Genomic DNA, 19,362 nt, shown 5'->3' with positions numbered 1-19,362 from the left:
TGCAAGCCGATGACTAGGAAAACAGGCCGCGGAATTTCAGCTTATAATTTCGACTCATCCTTACAATGTGCCCATTTTCCAGACTTAGATCATAATCTCCGTTCAGCCGCGATTTGTAAGACACAACCCTCATGATGTTTACTATCGAGGATTTGTGAACACGTAAGAAGCTGGCTGGGTCAAGACTTTGTTCGAGCGACTTTAATGTTTGAGGATATAGATATTTTCCTTTGGCTGTATGAATGCAGCAATATGGGCTGGAAGCGGTTATAAAAATGATCTCACTCGTTTCAACGAGGATATTATTTGTCCCATTTGTAATGTTAATCCTGGATAAGCCAGCCTTATTTTCCACGAATACCGTTTGAGGCGGCGCGGCTGGAACTGTAAACCGAAGTATGAATATACATCCCGCTAAGTAAATCAACAGGCAAATGTAAAGATGCTCGGCCAGGCTATGGCGCAGTACATCCCAAAACTGGAAAACATGACCTTGTAACAGCGACGAAACTGCAAAAACGCCAAAGGAAAACAGAAGAAAGTGTAGAGCAGAAGCCGCTAGTGTTGTAAATATTAATAAAAGGGTTGTTGGGACCGTAAACGTTTCACGGAGTGCATTTAAGCAATAATAAATTCCGGCAGAGATTGGGGCAAACAGGATCCAGAATGACTCAAAAAGAAGAGATTCCCAAATATAAAAAGCGCTATGACCATAGAAATGATACCGGATGAAATCCTGCGTCATGGCAAGTGCTAAGGGCAGCACCACGGCAATGATGATCCTTATCTTGCGAAGATGCAATGCTCTCCAAAAAATGCTAGCCAAATTTAACTCCGAATGCTGCTTCCCCATCATTTTTAGCATCTTATTTCATTAAAAGTGATCTAATACTGGCTTTTTTTTTGTGACACTTCTTTAAGCATTTCCATTAGTTCTTCAAGATTTACTGGCTTGCTAATAAAATCATCCATCCCAGCAGCTAGGCATTGCCTTTTGTCTTCTTGCAAAGCATTGGCCGTCATAGCAATAATATGAGGCTTGGTTGGTTTATCCGCCCTGATCTTTTTAGTCGCTTCAATACCGTCCACAACAGGCATTTGTATATCCATTAGTATTAAATCGAAAACCTTTTCCAACGACCTTGTTACGGCCTGCAGCCCATCGGTAACCAATTCGACCTGGTACCCAAGCTTACCTAGTACGTTCAGGATGACAATTTGATTTACCTTATTATCCTCTGCAACCAATATCTCCAATGGATACTTTAAGGAAAAATTTGATATCAAAATTTTACCGGATAGTTCGGCATTTGGCTGTGTCAAAGCCACTGATAGCATCTCCCGCTGTTTAAATTGGCCGCAAATACTATTTAAAAAAGCCTTTTTACTAACCGGCTTTTTTAACAAAGCATAAAAGAGGTCTTTCTCGTCTCTCGGCAGTTCACTCCCTTTTGGACTCATAAGTATGACCGGAATTTGAGGGTGACTTTCTCTTATAAGTTTTCCGAGCTGTATTCCATCCATAGAAGGCATGTACAGATCAGTAATGACCATCTTTATTGTTTTATTTTCAGCTAATATTTTAAGGGCCATGCTGCCGCTGTTTGCACTTAATGGTGCCAAACCCCAGTCACTCAACTGATCGCAGATAATTTCCAGGCTAGCTTCGTTATCGTCTGTTACCAATATTTCAATTCCCGCTAAATCCTGGTCGTAGTCGGCCTGTCCTTGATCTGCTGTGATTTGTTTTCTTAAAAAGATTGAAAAATAGAATGTGCTGCCCTTTCCCTCGTCGCTGGCAACACCAATGGTCCCACCCATCAGGTTTACCAGCTTTTGACAGATGGCAAGACCCAGCCCTGTGCCACCATATTGCCGGCTTGTCGAAGAGTCTACCTGTGAAAACGCCTTAAACAAACGGTCTCTTTTGCTTTCGGAAATACCGATACCACTATCGCTGACTTGAAAATATAATTTAACCTGGCTGTCATCAGAGCTGCAGTCCAGGCTGACTGTTAAGACTACCTCTCCTTCTCTGGTAAACTTAATGGCATTTCCTATCAGGTTTATCAGGATTTGCCGAAGCCTTTGCCTGTCGCCAACCAACTGCTCTGGCACATCACGACCGATTTTATACAGTAGATCCAGCTTTGAATCGAGCATTTTAGGGATAAAAACATCCATTACATCCTCAATGCAGCTCCTGAGATTGAACGCTCTTTCTTCCAGTTCCATATTACCAGACTCTATCTTGGAGAAATCAAGAATATCATTGATCACAGTCAACAAGCTACTACCGCTCGACTGTATGCTTCTTGTGTAACCTAGCTGTTCTTCGTCAAGGTCGGTCTCGGCTAGCAGTGAAGCCATACCAATCACCCCATTCATGGGTGTTCTGATCTCATGGCTCATGACAGCCAAAAAGGCACTTTTTGCCTGGCTGGCTACCTCTGCCTGGTGCTTTGCCTTTTTCTCCTCCTCAATGGCGATTTCTGCAACAAGTTTTGCCTTTCTTTCCTCCTCTATCGCTGCTTCGAGTTGCATTGTGCGCTGTTTGACTTTTGTGACAAGCAGTTTCTTCTGTCTGCGGATGGACTGGGTCCGGAGTTTATAAATCAGGATTAACAGGCCGGTAAAGCCGATCATTGAAATTAGCCTAAACCACCATGTGTGCCAGAAGGGTGGCGTTATAATGATTTTTACAAAGTTGCCTTTCTTGTTCCAAACCCCGTCATTATTAGTTGCTCTGACCCTGAAAGTATAAGTCCCGGCGTCAAGATTCGTGTAAGTCGCCGTCCGCTTGTTTCCCACATAGCTCCAATGCGGATCAAATCCTTCCAGTTTGTAGGCATATTGGTTTTTCTCGGGGATTGTATAACTCAGCGAAGCAAATTGCAACGTGATGACGGACTGTTTGTAGGAAAGCGTAATGGACTTTATATCGCTGATATCTCTATTCAGAATGGCAGATTTATCACCTACGGAAACTGTTTTGTTGAAAATCTGGAAGTTGGTTAGATAAACTGGGGGGATGAATGTATTGTATTTAATATTGTCGGGAAAGAAAGTGCTGAATCCATTCACCCCGCCAAAAAACATTTGACCAGTTTCGGTGACAAAACAAGAGTTGTCCCTGAACTCATTGCTTTGCAGCCCGTCTTTTACCCCGAAACTTCGAAAAGTCTTCGCTCCGGTGTTAAAGCGTGAAATCCCCTTGTTCGTACTCAGCCAAAGATTATTATGACTATCTTCCAACATGGCAAAAACGACATTACTGGCCAAACCGTCTTTTTCGGTGAAAGCCTTAAATGTTTGCTTATCGGCATCAAAATAATTTAGCCCACCACCTACAGTCCCTATCCACAAATTGCCGCCTTTTGCCTGCCGAATGCACTGAACCTTATTATGCGACAATGAAGCGATATTTTTTGGATTACGCTGATAACGGGTAAAATGCTTGCCGCTGCTATCCAGTTTATTCAATCCATTATAAGTCCCTACCCAGATTACCCTATTTTGATCTTGAAAAACAGCGGTTACAATGTCTGAGCTGATGCTGGTGCTGTCTTTTGAGTCGGTGCGGTAATGTTTAAATTTCTTGCTTTTGACATTGTAATAGTTCAATCCACCTCCCCATGTGCCAATCCACAAATTGCCGTCAATATCGGCGAAAAGGTTGTTGACATCGGCAATGGACAGACTGTTTGGATCCTTGGGATTGGGCAAATTGTGTTTTGCAATGCCCGTTCTGGTATTGAAAAGATCGAAGCCCCCGTCGTGGAATCCCAATGCGAGAATATCGCTGGACAGGCGCACAATCGAAATAACATAGTCATTACTAATTGAATTTGGATTCCGGGGGTCGTGCCGGTAACTGGTGAAAGTATTGCTATCATGGTCAAATGCATTCAGGCCTCCACCATCGGTGCCAATCCATATTTTACCATCTGCACCGTCCCCGCACAATGAAAGCACTACATTGTTTGTCAGGCTATTAGGATCTCCCTGTATTTGCCTGTAAGAATGAAACTTCTCTCCAAACCTTGGTAGGAAATCAACCCCACCAGCATAGGTCCCCACCCAAAGATTTTGTGCATCATCCTGATAGATTGTATATACCGAATTATTATTTAGCGAAGCAGGATCATTAGAACGGTGTTCGTATTTCCGGAACTGCCTTTTGCGCCTGTCATAAACACTAATGCCGCCATTCTCAGTACCTATCCAAAGCTTGCCGTCTTTGGCCTCAAGAATGGAAAGAATGTCGTTGTGCGCAAGAGAATTCTGAATAGTTGGTTGGTGCAAAAAGTTGTGGAAAGACTTGTCCTTGGTATTGTAAACAAATAAGCCGCTGCCTTTTGTGCCGATCCATAGATTCCCGTCAGCGTCCATGCGCAATGCTTTGATTGCAGGTGCCGCAGGACAGTTTCGGCAGTCTATCTTAATGCTTTTGCTGCTGTATGTATCATTGATGATGGTGATCTGGTAAAGGCCATTGTCGGTTCCCAGCCAAAGCGATCCGTCCAGATGCTCTTCAATACGGTAGATAGGATTTTTAGTTTTGCCATCCTGCCCCGCTTGCAGAAGAAGCCTAAACCTAAATTTCTGCCGGTCAAATAGAAACAACCCCTCCTGGGTAGCCAGCCAAATCCTGTTTTGACTATCCTCAAAAAGATCGTTTATATCTTGGGTTATATAGTGTGTAAAACTATTTTTGTTTCTTTCAAATTTGTCCAGTCCATTAGAAGTCGCCACCCACAGGTTACCATGCTTATCTTCCAGTAAATCCTGTATATAACTATCAGAAATGCTGCTTGGATCGTAGGCATCATGTTTATAGTGTGTAAAAACGTAACCATCATATTTATTCAGTCCATCTTCACTTCCGAACCACATGAAGCCTTTTTTGTCTTTCAATATCGCCGAGACGTGGCTTTGGGCTAGTCCCTCATTTGTGGTAAGATGATTGAATTTTACACTTTGCGCATGCACAAGGCCAATTAATACCCACCAAACAAACGCGTTCACTAATGCGTGTTTTATTTGATTTGGATATAAATATTTAATCAACAATGTATATCATTTTATCTATGAAATAACGAACTCCTAAAACTTCTACTAACTGTGGATATCTTTACAAGATACAATATTAATTCTACAAAAAAGGAGGGTTTGAATTAGTACAATTTCTTTTAATCGATACTTACAATTTGAGAATCGACAAAGATCTTTTGATTTGTGCTGCGGCATTGAAAAGACGTTCTTCTGCACAAAAGCATACCATTTTGAGGATATAGTATTTTAGAAAGTTGATAGTTGGTTAGCTGGGCGAATCGCAGGAATTAAGTCCTCATGCCTGGCTCTGTACTGCTGAGAGGTGAATGGCATCCACTTTGATTTTTCATCCTTGCGGATACATATATTCAGTTTTATTGAGGGAAGTTTCAGTATTTCAACTATGAAATTACGCGGAACAAATTTATATGGATGACGCTGATGCTGTGCATGCTGATCATGCTTTTTAACCAATTGTGTTCCCTTTCTCAGACAAATATTATCACTTCAAAAACTTGCCTTGCAATCGCTGGAACTGATCCTGGCAACCGGTTTCATTCCGCTTTTTGTAAATCAGTCTCTACGAGCTCTGTCTTCAATAAAATGATGCAAATGCTTGATTATCTGTAATTAATGACCATTGCTGATTAAAATAGCGTCACCTTTATAACTCATGCTTGGTGACCAACATGCATAAATAGGTGTAAAAAGCTGGTTTGTTGATGCGTCACTTGCACAAATATTCAGCTATGTTACCAAAGAAAATGAAGGCAGCCGTGGTCCGTGAATTTGGGCAACCGCTTCAAATTGAAGAAATGCCTGTCAAAGAACCTGGCAGAAATCAAATTCTGGTAAAAGTCGTTGCAAGCGGCGTTTGCCATACTGATCTGCATGCAACGGATGGTGATTGGCCTGTGAAACCAAAAATGCCGCTCATTCCAGGTCATGAAGGAATTGGTTACGTAGTTGCCTTGGGGCCGGAGGTTACCGGAGTGAAAGAAGGAGACATTGTGGGTGTTCCCTGGCTGTACAGCGCATGTGGCGGTTGTGAATTCTGCATTACCGGTTGGGAAACCTTATGTGAAGCCCAACAAAATGGTGGTTATAGCGTCGATGGCAGTTTTGCCGAATATGTGATTGCAGATGCCAGGTACATTGCCCATTTACCGGATCATACCAACATGATCGAAATGGCTCCCATACTTTGTGCGGGTGTAACGGTTTACAAAGGTCTTAAAGAAACCGAAACCAAAGCGGGCGAATGGGTTGCGATTTCCGGTATTGGTGGCTTGGGCCATTTGGCAGTGCAATACGCAAAAGCCATGGGCATGCATGTGGCCGCGATAGACGTTAGTAAGGACAAGCTGGACCTGGCAAAGAGCCTTGGGGCAGACCTGACCGTAAACGCGCTTGAAGAAGATCCAGGTGAATTTCTCAAAAAAGAGACTGGCGGCATGCACGGTGTGCTGGTGACTGCTGTCTCACCGATTGCATTCAAACAAGGGATTTCAGCTCTGCGGCGAAAAGGGACCATTGCTTTGAATGGACTGCCCGCAGGAAGTTTTGACCTGCCCATTTTCGAAACTGTATTGAACCGCTATACTGTGAGAGGATCTATTGTCGGAACCAGAAAAGACCTTGCTGAGTCCATCGAGTTTGCTCTGGAAGGTAAAGTAAAAGCAACAGTTCATACGGCCATGCTGGAAGAGATCAATGTTGTATTTGATCAGATGAGAGCTGGAACAATCCAAGGCCGGGTTGTGATGGAAATAGCAGCAGCAAGCCTTTAAACGATAAAGATTATGAAAGAAGAACCCGGGGCATTGGATAATAGGAATAAACTTTCAGGAATGACAAGCGTTATCAAACAATCTCAGCATCCCATTCACTACTGGTGGATATTCATGTTCTCAGGAATCGCCTTAATCAGTTCCGGGGTATATGTGGCACGGAATCCATCCATCACCTACGATGAGTTGAGTATATTTTTCTCTGCTATGCTGATGATCAGCGGCGGTTGTGAGCTTGCTTTTTGCTTAGAAAACCGCAAGTTTTTCAAAGGTTGGAGATGGTTTCTAGCCGGGGCAATTTTGGATTTGATCTTTGGAATAATCTTCATTACTAATCCTATTCTGGCCGCTATATCTCTTCCTTTGTTTGCAGGGGTCTGGCTTTTGATACGCAGTGTTCTGCTGATTGCCCGTTCCTTTCAAGCCAAAAAGAAAAGTTTAAGTGATTGGCCATGGTTATTGCTTTGGGCAATATCGGGAAGTTTCTTTTCTGTGATCAATATCTATAATCCTTTGTTCAGTGAGGACAGATTGGTTATCTGGACAGCATTTGCTTTATTGGCAGTAGGTGCATTTTACGTCCATTTTAGTATACTTATCAGGAATGCTCAATGGTGGATCAATGATAAGATATACAACTGAACAACGATAAAAATGATGAGGGATCAAATTCCAATACTTTATCTAATATCTTGATTTTCATATTGTAAGATAACCTTCCTCAACTTCCAGGATGTCTGCCTGCTGAATGGTATATTGGCAAAAAGTAAGCGCTAAGGCTTCTTCTGTTGCATCAATCCCCCGTTTGGATTTATACCACTGCCTTCTGTCGTCGATAAAGGATATCAGGGTAACGGGCGCTTCGCAAACCAGTGAAGCAAGTTCACAAAGCCCGTCAAACTTCTGCTGCGCGTGCGTGTCCAGTATTTCATATTTCCGCAGTGCATTTAACCTGTCCGTTTCGCGCTCAGAAGTAGTATAATATTCCATATTTTACACAATTGCCAAATCCAATTAAATTTAAAATTGTTAAGGAATTATACATTAAATAGCGTGCTCAGAGGGTGAAATAGCAAATATCTCCATTTTTTTACTTCGGCCTTTCAGCAGGTTCTCTCCCACCGATCTGATTTTATAGTTAGCCGGAAGAGTCAGTATTTTGGCCAGGTCTTCTGATACCAGCAGGTCAGCATCGAAGTGATTGCAAAGTCCCTGGATTCTTGCAGAAGTATTAAGAACGTCGCCTGTAAATATAATTTCCTTTTTCAACGATCCGATCTCCCCGGCGGTCACCCTGCCAAAATGCACCCCGGCTTTAAACGCAGGTAAGATACCGAAGTTACTGATGTATTTTTCCTCCTGCTTCTTCAATGCGCGTTTCATAGCGAAAAAGCATTCGATACTGTTATTATTTTTTAACCCCTCTTTTAATTTCCAGCAGACTATCATTTCATCACCAGCATACTGATAGATTGTGCCTGCAAAATCAATAACAGCAACTGACAGGTCGAAGAAGTATTCTTTCAGCATTTCAAAGTACCTGACATGCCCAAGATTTTCCGCGATTGTAGTCGATGACTTCATATCCAGGAACATAAATATCCGCTCTTCTTCTACCGGATGATGGTATTTCCCTAAGAAAAAATTACTTAATGTGCCTGGTCCGATACTTTGGCTAAATTCAGTGTAGAATTGCGTAATCAGAATTACCGAAGCAATGTATACCATAAGACCAACTGCAGCATAGTCAGTGAAAAATGCCCAGACTGGTGATATCAAATTTTCAAAAGAGTGCTTACTATGCGTATATAGTGCATTCATCAACAGTATGACAACCAAGAAAATGGTAGCAATGATCAGGTAAAGAAAGGACTTGAATACGATCTTCCTGGCGAAGCTTTTTTTTATAAACCACTTACTGAAATAACCAATCTCCAGAATGCCAGTAATAAGACCCATCATTAGGCCCGCAATCGGGATGGCAACAACGTTTGCTGCAAATTTATACTGATTGCCTGTTGATGGATAGTGATCCAGATCTCCGAGAATACCTCTTTCAAGTATGCAATAGATCAGGCTAAAAACAAACCATACCATTCCAAAAGGAATAACAAGTGCAACATCTCTTTTGGTTTTCGGTGAGAGCATGGATTGGATATTGAGGACTGGCATTTAAAATAACCCAAAATTTTCGATACAAGCCTCAAACATAGGAAAATGTAAGTTATTGCCGTGTCTTAATTTTTGTCAAGTGGATTATCAATTATTTATATGGAGTATTGCATTTCAAACCCATGAACACTCGTTGCAGTACCGCGTTTTGTATTGCAGAAACTGCGTTTCGTTTAGCTGCCAGGGAGGGCCTCACCCTTACATTTGTTGCATAAGAAATAGATTAAACCACAATGCAATATGAACAAGTTAGAAAAAGTAGCGCTCGGTAGCCAAGGATTACACGTCTCCGTTCAGGGATTGGGCTGCATGGGCATGACTGACTTCCCTGGCGGCACCATATATGGTACGCCCGACGAACCCGAAAGCATCGCAACCATTCACCGTGCCAGCTACCCTTCCCGATGCTGAATTCCATTTTTCTGGCTCGCAATCCCTTTTTACTGCTAATTCAAATCTTGATCGATTCGTGGTGCAACGCATGTATATCGGCAACTTACCACCTAAGTAATTACTGCGTTTCTTTAAATAAAAGAGCAAAGTGAATGTTTTACTAAGCATAACACACCTGTTTTATGTGAATAAAAGTAGGTATGCAGTTATAAAAAATCAAGATGTTTAAGCCGTGAACAAGTTGAAATACAATTACTTACAAGCAGTTTGGTGAGCACTTTTTTATATGATACTCAAGTCTCGATTTGCTCACCAAAGTTTTGTTAAAAATTGCATATTTTGACATCTTTCGAAAAAACAAAAACCCTGTAAATCATTGATTTGCAGGGTTTTGATTGATTTTGATAAGTTATCTGGTGCACCCAACGAGATTCGAACTCATATCGTCGGTACCGGAAACCGAAATTCTATCCATTGAACTATGGGTGCTCTTGGTGGCTTGGAGCCGGTAATGGGGTGCAAATATAGCCCCTATTTTGAATTATGACCAATTGACGAAGGAAATGTTTTGGAAAAATCCTTCGCTAGCGCCATTTAAAGTTGCTTTAAAAGATCCCAGTCCTGAACGCCTTTGAGATACAGGTAATTAAGCAAAATTCCGTTTACATTGGTGATCAGCTTGTGGCCTTCTGCGAACGGGACGACGTGGGTGTTGATATACTCGTGGTCGGAAAGTAATCCCTGCGTCTGGTTGTGGTAGGATTGGATTGCTTCCGAAGTCAGTTCCAGCTCGCAGTAGAACATGTACATGGCTTCGTCGCTGGTGCCGGTGGACGGGTAAAATGGCTGGTCATTCACTTTTACCAATTGTTCTTTCCGGACCTGAATGCCGGTTTCTTCGAAAACTTCCCTGGCGGCCACGGCTGCTGCATCGCTTTCACTGTCGAGCATTCCGGCTGGGTGTTCGAATGTCATGGAGCCGTCGCAAATCCTTCGCTGCTGTACGAGCAACAGAAATTTCTCACGGCTTTCAATGTCGATGAAGCAAATCAAGACGCTGACAACCTCGCCTTTGAGGAAACAAATCGGTGGGATCTTGTTGCCTTCCGGGGTTGTTGCATCTGTATAGAGCAATGAAAAAAGGACTTCTCCTTTGCCGTTTCTACGGCTGTACAGCTCGTCGACTCGGTGGATATCCAGGCCGTTTCCTTCCAGTTTGCCTTTCCAGAGCTTGTATTTATGAGAATCTGTAAGCTTTTCGCTCATAGGTTGACGAATGTGTGTGCTGATTAATTATACAATGGGAAGGACAATGCGAAATAAGGAACGCCGTACGTTTTGCTGAAACGTTTCTGGCCGTTGTCCAGCTTGGCTTCGGTTGCATAGGTGATGCGTCCCGAGGTGTAGCCGAGCTTCACGCCAAAGCGGTCGGTGATCCAGTAGCGTACAAATACTTCCGAATTTCCGTTCTGGTTGTCCAGTGCGAGTGGTAAAAAGTTGAGCGTGCTTGGATTGCTCTTAACATAAGCATTGTAATATTTTGCCCCTTCTCCTTCTGAAAAACCTGGTTTTGTGTATAATCCGTTTCTCCTCAAACCGAAGGCAATTCCGAAAAGATCTGTGTTGGCCCCGATGTCAAAGCGCCATAACCTGACATTTGCGCCAAGTACAAAGCTTGCTCCATTGGCGCTCAACCGGCCGAATTCCAGCGTGTCGCGAGATAATGCATTGTCTTTTGGGGTCAGGTTGGTCCTGCCTGCATAATATCCCCATGTCCGAACGCCCCAACCTATCCTGAACCATTGAAAATTCGCCAGGCTCAGTTCCTGGTGATACAAAGCTGCCGGCACCCATTCCTCTTCCTGATATCCCAGCCCCAGATCAACACCTGATGTTACACGGGAAAGACTTTGTGTAAACCCTTGAATTGAACCAACAAGAATAAAAAGTACTATTAATCGGAAGCTTTTCATTGATTTCTAAATGATGTGATGGGCAAAGGTAAAAAAATGTACAAAAAAATAAGGCAGAGATCTGCTTCTCTGCCTAAGTAATATGCAAATTAAGTAAACGGCTAAATACTAATTATATGCTTCTCGCCAGTGTACTTTTTTTAAGGACGATCGCCCCCATAGGCGGCAGATCAAGGATTACAGAATTGCTTTTGCCGTGCCATTGATGTGCTTCTGAGGTAACAGGTCCCGCATTAACAACGCCACTGCCCTGAAATTCGGTCTGATCCGAGTTGAATATCTCCTGCCAGCTTCCTGCGGTGAGCACGCCAACGCGGTAACCTTTGCGCGGAATCGGCGTGAGATTTAGCACAACAACCAGATTCTGGTTTGGGTCTGTGGCTTTTCTTGCAAAAACAAGCACCGAATTTTCCCTGTCCTGCGTATCGATCCATTCGAACCCGTCGTGCGAGAAGGAGAAATCGTACATGGCCGGTTCGGTCTTATACAGTTGGTTAAGCGCTGTTACGCACAATTTCATGCCTTGATGATTTGGATTATCGAGCAAATGCCAGTCCAGGCTTTGTTCAAAATTCCATTCAGATGTCTGCCCGAATTCACACCCCATGAACATGAGTTTTGTTCCCGGATGTGTAAACATATAGGTGAACATCAATCTCAGATTAGCAAATTTCTGCCACTCGTCGCCCGGCATTTTATTGATCAGCGATTTCTTGCCGTAAACCACCTCATCATGAGAAAACGGCAGCATATAGTTCTCTGAAAACGCATATACCAGGCTGAATGTCAGTTGATCCTGATGCCACCTGCGAAATGCGGAATCTTTTTCAAAATACTTTAATGTATCATTCATCCAGCCCATCATCCATTTCATCCCGAAACCAAGTCCTCCTACAAAAACAGGACGGGAAACGCCGGGAAATGCAGTTGATTCTTCGGCAATGGTCTGGATGTCAGGAAATTCGGTATAAGCGGCAACGTTCATTTCCCTTAGTAATGCAATGGCTTCCAGGTTTTCTCTTCCGCCAAATTCATTAGGGATCCACTCTCCGTGCTTTCTTGAATAATCCAGATAAAGCATAGATGCCACTGCGTCCACGCGCAAGCCATCTGTATGATAACGGTCCAGCCAGAAAATGGCATTACTGATCAAAAACGACTTTACTTCATTGCGTCCATAATTGAAAATGTAGCTTTTCCAGTCGGGGTGATAGCCCTTACGCGGGTCTTCATGCTCGTAAAGTGAGGTTCCGTCGAAGCGGAAAAGTCCGTGTGCGTCGCCTGGAAAATGCGAAGGGACCCAGTCCACATACACGCCGATGCCCGCCTGGTGAAGCGCATCGATCAGGTACATCAGTTCCTGCGGTGTTCCCATCCTAGATGCGCAGGAAAAGTATCCGGTGATCTGATATCCCCATGACGGAGGATACGGATGCTCCATGATCGGCATCAGTTCCACATGCGTAAAGCCCATTTCCTTTACATAAGGAACCAGTGTTACAGCAATTTCTTTATACGTAAGATATCTTTCAGGATCGGAAGGATCGCGTTGCCAGGAGCCAAGATGCACCTCATACACCGAAATCGGCGCATTAAGCTTGTTTTTTTCCTTGCGGACTTTCATCCATTCCGAATCGCCCCATTCATACCAAGTATCCCAGACAATGGATGCCGTCCTCGGCGCAACTTCGCACCATAGAGCAAAAGGATCCGATTTTTCCTGGGCGCCGCCGCTTTGGGAAACTATATAATATTTGTAAACCTCTCCTACCCCGATGTCCGGGATCCAGCCTTCCCAAATCCCGGAACTGTCCCAACGGGGAGCCAGCGCATGCGTGGAATTGTTCCAGCCATTAAAATTTCCGATAACGGATATATTGGATGCATTAGGTGCCCAGACCGCAAAGTAGGTTCCGGTTACGCCTTTAAAATCCATGACGTGCGACCCCAGTTTCTCGTAAAGCTTGAAATGCTTGCCTTGTCGGAAGAGGTGAATATCGAAATCAGTAAAACGGCTAACAGTTTCTACTGCATTCAGCCCGTGATCCCTTACGCCGTCCGCCGTGCTTTCAGTGAGATCAATAACCGGTTCTGTCTTTTTTTTATCAGTTAACTTAGCCATTTGCAATGCACAATTTTAAAATCTCAATGAACATGTAAGATTTACAATTTTATTAAACTATTTCTTAAAAAGTATATATTTTTTTAGTCTTAAATGTTAAATCCGTCAAATACAGCGGCATATTACAATTTAGTAGTAGGAATTGTATCGGGCAGACAGAAATTAATTTTGCACTTTTGCTGATTGGAAAGGCCTTAAATTTAACGATCACTGTATTCATTCATGATGAACAATTTTACCAGACGTAACGTACTATCCCTTCTGTCCGCATGCATTCTTTCCATTTTTCTGATCTGTTGCCAATCCGTAAAAAAGCCGGGTTCACCAAATAATCCCGGGAAAGACTTTATGTATCAATATTCCATTATCGATGCGCTGATGGCCGGCGTCTTTGATGGCGACCTCACCATTGGAAACCTGAAACCGAAAGGTGATTTCGGAGTGGGTACATTTAATAAGGTAGACGGGGAGTTAATCATGCTGAAAGGCAAGGTTTACAAAATGAGCTCCGACGGCAGCGTCAGAGAAGTCCCCGACAGCGACAGCACATCCGCCGCGTTCGTCAAATTCTTCGAGGCCGATACGACGATTTATTTGAAGGGGCCTGATCTGACTTACGAGAAATTACAGGAGCACCTGGTTCAGAAACTCAACGCAAACACGATTTACGCGATCAAGATCACGGGTACATTTTCCACCATGACAACCCGCGCAGCCAGTCCGGCAAAACCGCCTTATACGACACTTGCGGCGCATCTGGGCGAAAATCAGAAACTTTTTAACTACAATAACACAACCGGCACGTGCGTTGGGTTCCTGCTCCCGCCCTATCTGGCCCGAACGAATGTTCCGGGTTTTCATTTGCATTATATTGCGGACGATTTCAAAGCGGGCGGCCATATTTTTAAATTTAATACAGACGCAGTGACCGTTGAAATTGATTTTGCCAAAGGATTTACAATTGAAAATAACACCAATGCGGAGTTTTTGAATGTAAACCTCAAACCCGACCGTGGTGCTGAACTTAAAAAAATTGAGTAATTGATGTACTCCTTATCAAAAACCCTGCGCTTTTATCTGGCCTTAACCATTATAGGATCCGGTTCGGCGTGTGCACAGGTTACGTATTTTGCTGATATTCTTGGCCATGGTTTCAAACAGGCTACGATTGTGCAACCGTCTGATTACGAAGGCAGTGTGACGTGCACCATTATAAAAAAGCAAACACCTGAAAAAAGCGACAAAGCTGTGCTTTATGTGCATGGTTTCAATGATTATTTTTTCCAGGAAGAAATGGCGGAGCGTTACATTGCGGAAGGTTATAACTTTTACGCCGTTGATTTGCGCAAATACGGACGGTCTTTTCTGGCCAATCAAAAATTCAACAATGTGCGGGACCTTTCGGAGTATTTCGCTGACATTGACACTGTTTTAAGTGTGATCAAAACCGAAGGGTCAGACAATATTCTGCTGAGCGGACATTCAACGGGCGGATTGATCATTTCGCTTTATGCCGCCGAGCGAAACGGTAAGGAAATGTTCGACGCTATTTTATTAAATAGTCCGTTTTTTGATCTGAATGTAAAATCTGTTTTAAAGAAAACAGCAATTCCGGTCATAGTAAAACGCGCAGAAAAGCATCCTGAAACGACCATTAGCGCAGGGCTAAACCCTTTATATGGAGAGAGTTTGCATAAAGACGCGCATGGTGAATGGAGCTATAATCTGGGATGGAAACCTCACATTGCGCCTCCGGTGAATTTTGGTTGGATCCGGGCCATTCATTTGGGTCAGCTCAAATTATCACAAGGCCTGCAAATCGACAAACCCGTGCTTGTCCTCCACGCCGCAAAATCTATTGATGAGAAAAAATGGAGCGATGTCATGTTCACCGGTGATGCGGTGCTGAACGTGGAAGAAATCGCGCGGCAGGCGCAGAATATTGTAGGTCAATACAGCATTCAGGCGATCCAGGGCGGCATGCACGACCTCATTCTATCCCGCAAGCCCGTGCGCGAGGAAGTGTATTCAACCATTTTCAACTGGGCAAAACGCAATGTAAAATAATATTCAGTTCACTTAAAAATTCTTTCCGCGATGCAAATCAGCGATCTTAAAATTCTCTTTTTCGATATTGGTGGCGTGTTGCTCAGCAATGGCTGGGGGCACGAATCCCGGATCTTGGCCGCAGAGAAGTTTGGGCTGGATTATAAGGAAATGGACCAGCTTCACAATTTTATTTTTAATGTATATGAAGTCGGCAGCATTAACCTGGACCAATATCTGGACACGGTGATCTTCAATCATCCCAGGGATTTTGTGCGTGAAGATTTTAAGGAATTTATGTACTCGCAATCCGTAGAGCTTCCCGGAATGCTGGCCTGGCTCAAAGAATGGAAAAAAGACTGCGGCTTCCGGATCATTTCGATCAATAATGAGGGCAAGGAATTGAATGATTACAGGGTTCAGAAATTCAAGCTCCACACCTGTTTTGATGCTTTTATCTCTTCATGCGAAGTCAAAATGCGCAAGCCTGATCCACGGATATTTGAGCTTGCTATGGGCATTGCTCAGGCCACGCCGAGTCAATGTGTGTATTTCGACGACCGGATCATGTTCGCCAATATGGCCAAAAAGCTCGGGTTACGAGCTTTTCACCACACTGGTTTCGAATCTACCAAAGAGATCCTGGAAGATTTAAAGAAAGAACGATTCGAACGCGTTTAACCGAAACTTTTATCGTCCGCAGACGGGCCATAAATCGAGGGAACTGCAATGTCGTTCAATCGCATATAAACCGTTAACTGCCCGCGGTGGTGCACCCAATGGTTAATTGTTGATCCGATTGCCGCAACCATAGGCTCGCCGTAAAGCAATTGACCATTGTTCATCAGCCTGAATTCTTTCGCCAGACTTTCCTCTGTGGCATTTTGCAGAGCGGCTTTGGCACGCTGGATATTTTCGTCAAAGTGACGTACAACAGCTTCCCGTTCCCTGGTTTCAAAATGTTTGAAGGTCATGAAATCAATCTCTCCCTCCTCCACCATCACCGCCACCCACAACGGGATCTCGGCAACGAGCAGCGTGAGGTAACCCATTTCCATTGATTTGGGATGTGGCTTGAAATCATACGCGGTTTCCGGAATACGTTCGAGGCATTTTTTGGTAGAAGTGTACTCTGCCTCCAACTCCCGGATGTAGGCAGTCGCAAAATGTTTGTTTTCCATAGCGTTTGTTTTTTATTTTTAAATTCAAAAAAACAATGCCTGTTATTGCTAATGATGGGTTAATATTAACAACCAATCTAAAACATCATACGCCGGAAACGCCCTCCTTAACGCTTCAATCGCACTGCCCTTTGCGGTATATCAACAGCCTGCAACACTTTGTTTTTGAGGAAGTAAGGATAATTCGGATGTTCATTGAGGAATTTTGCGGCAATGTCGGTCGCCACCTTGGACGAATGTCCCGAAAACGTGGCGTTGGTCCAGCGCGTGGGGAAGAAGATGTCTCCTGTAAGCTGGATTTCCTGCAACAGTTCAAGTGATGGCCGCAGATATTTGGTTGCGCTTGCGGACCGTAACGGATGGTTTAGATTCGAAATGCCGTCCAGCACCCATGCTTCCTTCTCCCGGTTTTCAGGTTTTTTCAATGATTCGAAAAATGCATCGCGCTCCTTTTCATTTTGGCTTAATGACGGGATCACGAACTGCATTCGCGCCTTGCGGTCCGGGTTTTTGGTGCTATCCAGCTGTGCCTGTAAAATGCCTTTCACATCCCCGGTTCCCCTCAATGCAAGCTCATATGCCAGCGAAATTTTGTCTTCTTCCGATAAGGTCAGATCTTTTAAAACCAGCGTACTATTCCACAATGATTCCATCTTCGTATAAGCATTCTGGCTTACTGCAATGCGTTTAAATGTCCGGAAATAAGACTTTTTAATCCCCTTATCCGTCGTTTTATTGAGCAACTCCCAGGTTACGCGCTCAACTTCGGACTGGTATTTTGCGCGGTTTTCATCACTCAGAAACGACCACCAGAGACTTTGCAAACGCCCCAACAAATAATCGGTCAGTAGCGGATCTTTTTCCTTCGGCAAGGTGCGCAGCATATCTCGCAGCAGCTTATCCGCTGCGGGCCCGTCGCCGCGCAAAAAACCTTCCCAAATATTCACAAGCATTGCCCCGCGAAAAACAGGCTTCGAAAGAACAGAATCGCCGGATTTATTATAATGTTTAAAAAAATAATCTGTGCTCGTACTGTCCATCCGGAAGTAACCGTAAGCAGTTCCGTCTGGGTTCGGGAAGCGGTAATGCTGCTTGTTCTGCCCAAGACCCTTCATGCCGACCGGTTGCTGCCAGGTTCGATTAGATACTGAATCCGGTTTTTGAACATATTTCCCGTTTCCTGCATCATTTGCATACATGTATTCCGGCATGCCCGGCGTTTTAACCCACACACGGCTCCAATCCGCAATGTTAAGCGGCGTTTTTTTATCGATAATCCGGATGAGGTCATCCCAGCGGGCGTTTCCGAATGAATACGTTTTCAAATATTCTCCCAGGCTTTCCTGCATAAGATTTGCTCCTATTTTCCGTTCGAGCTGCCTCATTACAATGGGTGCTTTCATGTAAATAATGGCCCCATATAGCGTTCCGGCATTTTTAAGGTTACCCAGATCCTGTAAAACGGGGTTGGTGCCCGCCGTCCGGTCCACATCATATGCACCCGGAAAATGCGCCAGCAGGAAACGCAAGTCGTGGTTGATCTCGGGGAAGCTCGGATGAACAATTTTAGCCGCCATGAAATTTGCAAAAACCTCTTTCAGCCAGACATCATTGAACCAGTCCATCGTTACCAGATCGCCAAACCACATATGCGCCGACTCATGCGCGATCACGCTCGCACGTGCCATTTTCTCATTCAACGAGGCGTTTTCGTCCAGAAAAAGAGCCGACTCATTATAAAATATAGAGCCCGGATGCTCCATTCCGCCGTATTGAAACGAGGGGATAAGCACAAAATCAAATTTTTCAAATGGGTAATCAATGCGCGTATAATCTTCCAGCCAGGAAAGCGATTTGGCGTGCAGATTGAAAATTTCATTCTTGTTCCGCTCCACTTTGGCAGCATCCGTTTCGCGGTAGTACATGGTCATCGGCCTGCCATTCACCGTTTTATTGGTTTTAAAAAACTTCCCGGCTGCAAAGGCAAACAGATAGGAACTGATCGGCTTGGTCTGGGCAAACTGAAAAACACATTTACCGCTCCTGGAAGTTTTCGATTTCAAACTGCCATTGGAAACGGCTTCCCAGCCATCGGGGACGCTTAATGTTAGCGTATAGGTCGCCTTTAAATTGGGTTGGTCAAACAACGGAAAGCAGGTCGAAGCGCGGTCGGGGACGAAGAGCGTGTATAAATATTCGTCGCTTCGGTTCAGGGAAAGGTTACCGGCCATGAAGCCAATCATGAGCGTATTTCTTCCTTTTTTCAGGCTTTCGGGGCTGATGATGATGTGCTGGTTTGCCACTTCAAAATCAACTTCGTCACCTTCCGATTGGACGGAAATAATGTGGGTGCTATCTGAATTAAAATCTAAAACCAGTGCTGAATCGAGCGCATTCAGGTTGAAGGAAATGGTTTCGATGCCTTTTATCTGCTCATTTTTTTTACTCGGAATGTCAAGCTGAATGTTATAATCAATGCTGTCAATTGTATTTTTCCGCCGCTCATTCAGCTGATAACTAACACCTTTGTCAGGTAATTCCGCTTTCTGGTCCGAGCATCCAAACTGAAACAAAACAACAATCAATAAAGCAATCCAGCCAGAAATTTTCATACACGAGTAAATGGTAAC

15 protein-coding genes and 1 tRNA gene are annotated in these 19,362 nt (G+C 43.9%); 5 read left to right on the top strand and 11 right to left on the bottom strand.

All coding sequences use genetic code 11. The annotated features are described in order from the left end of the window. Positions 1-13 precede the first annotated feature (13 nt). Together L0659_RS12705 and L0659_RS12700 are read right to left on the bottom strand one after the other, a co-directional pair. Entirely contained in the window at positions 14-826 is an 813-nt protein-coding gene (locus tag L0659_RS12705) for a LytTR family DNA-binding domain-containing protein (protein WP_235126424.1), read from the bottom strand. A gap of 59 nt (positions 827-885) precedes the next feature. Further along, positions 886-5,028, bottom strand: coding sequence for a hybrid sensor histidine kinase/response regulator (locus L0659_RS12700; protein WP_235126423.1), 4,143 nt, complete (start codon positions 5,026-5,028; stop codon positions 886-888). Positions 5,029-5,804: 776 nt separating this feature from the next. Here L0659_RS12700 and adhP point away from each other — a divergent pair. Then, positions 5,805-6,845: an alcohol dehydrogenase AdhP gene (gene adhP / locus L0659_RS12695; RefSeq protein ID WP_235126422.1), complete on the top strand. Its 1,041-nt coding sequence runs from the start codon at positions 5,805-5,807 to the stop codon at positions 6,843-6,845. 12 nt (positions 6,846-6,857) lie between these two features. Further along, positions 6,858-7,487, top strand: a complete 630-nt coding sequence (locus tag L0659_RS12690) for an HdeD family acid-resistance protein (RefSeq protein WP_235126421.1) — start codon at positions 6,858-6,860, stop codon at positions 7,485-7,487. Positions 7,488-7,544: 57 nt separating this feature from the next. Here L0659_RS12690 and L0659_RS12685 read toward each other — a convergent pair whose 3' ends face one another. The 7 genes from L0659_RS12685 to glgB form a co-directional block, all read right to left on the bottom strand. Continuing rightward, positions 7,545-7,835, bottom strand: coding sequence for a hypothetical protein (locus tag L0659_RS12685; protein WP_235126419.1), 291 nt, complete (start codon positions 7,833-7,835; stop codon positions 7,545-7,547). Between the two features lie 54 nt (positions 7,836-7,889). Next, complete coding sequence (locus L0659_RS12680; RefSeq protein WP_235126417.1) at positions 7,890-8,993, bottom strand: adenylate/guanylate cyclase domain-containing protein; 1,104 nt, start codon at positions 8,991-8,993, stop codon at positions 7,890-7,892. Positions 8,994-9,296: 303 nt separating this feature from the next. Continuing rightward, a complete protein-coding gene (locus tag L0659_RS12675; RefSeq protein ID WP_409019007.1) occupies positions 9,297-9,578 on the bottom strand; it encodes an Arm DNA-binding domain-containing protein in 282 nt (93 codons plus the stop codon). A gap of 246 nt (positions 9,579-9,824) precedes the next feature. After that, a tRNA-Arg gene (locus tag L0659_RS12670) sits at positions 9,825-9,899 on the bottom strand. A gap of 105 nt (positions 9,900-10,004) precedes the next feature. Beyond that, positions 10,005-10,676 (bottom strand): NUDIX hydrolase, encoded by a 672-nt coding sequence (locus L0659_RS12665; RefSeq protein ID WP_235126416.1) that lies wholly within the window; start codon positions 10,674-10,676, stop codon positions 10,005-10,007. A 23-nt stretch (positions 10,677-10,699) separates the two neighbouring features. Next, positions 10,700-11,383, bottom strand: coding sequence for a hypothetical protein (locus L0659_RS12660; RefSeq protein WP_235126415.1), 684 nt, complete (start codon positions 11,381-11,383; stop codon positions 10,700-10,702). 112 nt (positions 11,384-11,495) lie between these two features. Further along, a complete protein-coding gene (gene glgB, locus L0659_RS12655; protein WP_235126414.1) occupies positions 11,496-13,505 on the bottom strand; it encodes a 1,4-alpha-glucan branching protein GlgB in 2,010 nt (669 codons plus the stop codon). 348 nt (positions 13,506-13,853) lie between these two features. Between glgB and budA the strand changes: the two genes are divergently transcribed. The 3 genes from budA to L0659_RS12640 are packed head-to-tail and all read left to right on the top strand — an operon-like array spanning position 13,854 to position 16,232. Further along, on the top strand, positions 13,854-14,546 hold the full coding sequence (gene budA, locus L0659_RS12650) for an acetolactate decarboxylase (RefSeq protein ID WP_235126413.1): 693 nt from the start codon (positions 13,854-13,856) through the stop codon (positions 14,544-14,546). Between the two features lie 3 nt (positions 14,547-14,549). Next, a complete protein-coding gene (locus tag L0659_RS12645; protein WP_235126412.1) occupies positions 14,550-15,572 on the top strand; it encodes an alpha/beta hydrolase in 1,023 nt (340 codons plus the stop codon). A 30-nt stretch (positions 15,573-15,602) separates the two neighbouring features. Then, positions 15,603-16,232 (top strand): HAD family hydrolase, encoded by a 630-nt coding sequence (locus L0659_RS12640; RefSeq protein ID WP_233796276.1) that lies wholly within the window; start codon positions 15,603-15,605, stop codon positions 16,230-16,232. On the opposite strand, the gene L0659_RS12635 is transcribed toward L0659_RS12640, so the two are convergent. Then, positions 16,229-16,732 (bottom strand): DinB family protein, encoded by a 504-nt coding sequence (locus L0659_RS12635; protein ID WP_235126411.1) that lies wholly within the window; start codon positions 16,730-16,732, stop codon positions 16,229-16,231. The two genes, L0659_RS12640 and L0659_RS12635, sit on opposite strands and share 4 nt — an antisense overlap. A 107-nt stretch (positions 16,733-16,839) precedes the next feature. Then, positions 16,840-19,344 (bottom strand): M1 family aminopeptidase, encoded by a 2,505-nt coding sequence (locus L0659_RS12630; protein WP_235126410.1) that lies wholly within the window; start codon positions 19,342-19,344, stop codon positions 16,840-16,842. Positions 19,345-19,362: the final 18 nt, after the last annotated feature.

The organism is Dyadobacter sp. CY347 (assembly GCF_021502655.1).
In the GTDB taxonomy this organism is placed as follows: domain Bacteria; phylum Bacteroidota; class Bacteroidia; order Cytophagales; family Spirosomataceae; genus Dyadobacter.
This window is presented reverse-complemented; position numbering and strand designations above follow the sequence as displayed.

Coding starts and splice junctions, on each gene's coding strand:
- adhP (WP_235126422.1), top strand. CDS start 5,805: ATGTTACCAAAGAAAATGAAGGCAGCCGTGGTCCGTGAATTTGGGCAA.
- L0659_RS12690 (WP_235126421.1), top strand. CDS start 6,858: ATGAAAGAAGAACCCGGGGCATTGGATAATAGGAATAAACTTTCAGGA.
- L0659_RS12685 (WP_235126419.1), bottom strand. CDS start 7,835: ATGGAATATTATACTACTTCTGAGCGCGAAACGGACAGGTTAAATGCA.
- L0659_RS12680 (WP_235126417.1), bottom strand. CDS start 8,993: ATGCTCTCACCGAAAACCAAAAGAGATGTTGCACTTGTTATTCCTTTT.
- L0659_RS12675 (WP_409019007.1), bottom strand. CDS start 9,578: ATGCTTAGTAAAACATTCACTTTGCTCTTTTATTTAAAGAAACGCAGT.
- L0659_RS12665 (WP_235126416.1), bottom strand. CDS start 10,676: ATGAGCGAAAAGCTTACAGATTCTCATAAATACAAGCTCTGGAAAGGC.
- L0659_RS12660 (WP_235126415.1), bottom strand. CDS start 11,383: ATGAAAAGCTTCCGATTAATAGTACTTTTTATTCTTGTTGGTTCAATT.
- glgB (WP_235126414.1), bottom strand. CDS start 13,505: ATGGCTAAGTTAACTGATAAAAAAAAGACAGAACCGGTTATTGATCTC.
- budA (WP_235126413.1), top strand. CDS start 13,854: ATGTATCAATATTCCATTATCGATGCGCTGATGGCCGGCGTCTTTGAT.
- L0659_RS12645 (WP_235126412.1), top strand. CDS start 14,550: ATGTACTCCTTATCAAAAACCCTGCGCTTTTATCTGGCCTTAACCATT.
- L0659_RS12640 (WP_233796276.1), top strand. CDS start 15,603: ATGCAAATCAGCGATCTTAAAATTCTCTTTTTCGATATTGGTGGCGTG.
- L0659_RS12635 (WP_235126411.1), bottom strand. CDS start 16,732: ATGGAAAACAAACATTTTGCGACTGCCTACATCCGGGAGTTGGAGGCA.
- L0659_RS12630 (WP_235126410.1), bottom strand. CDS start 19,344: ATGAAAATTTCTGGCTGGATTGCTTTATTGATTGTTGTTTTGTTTCAG.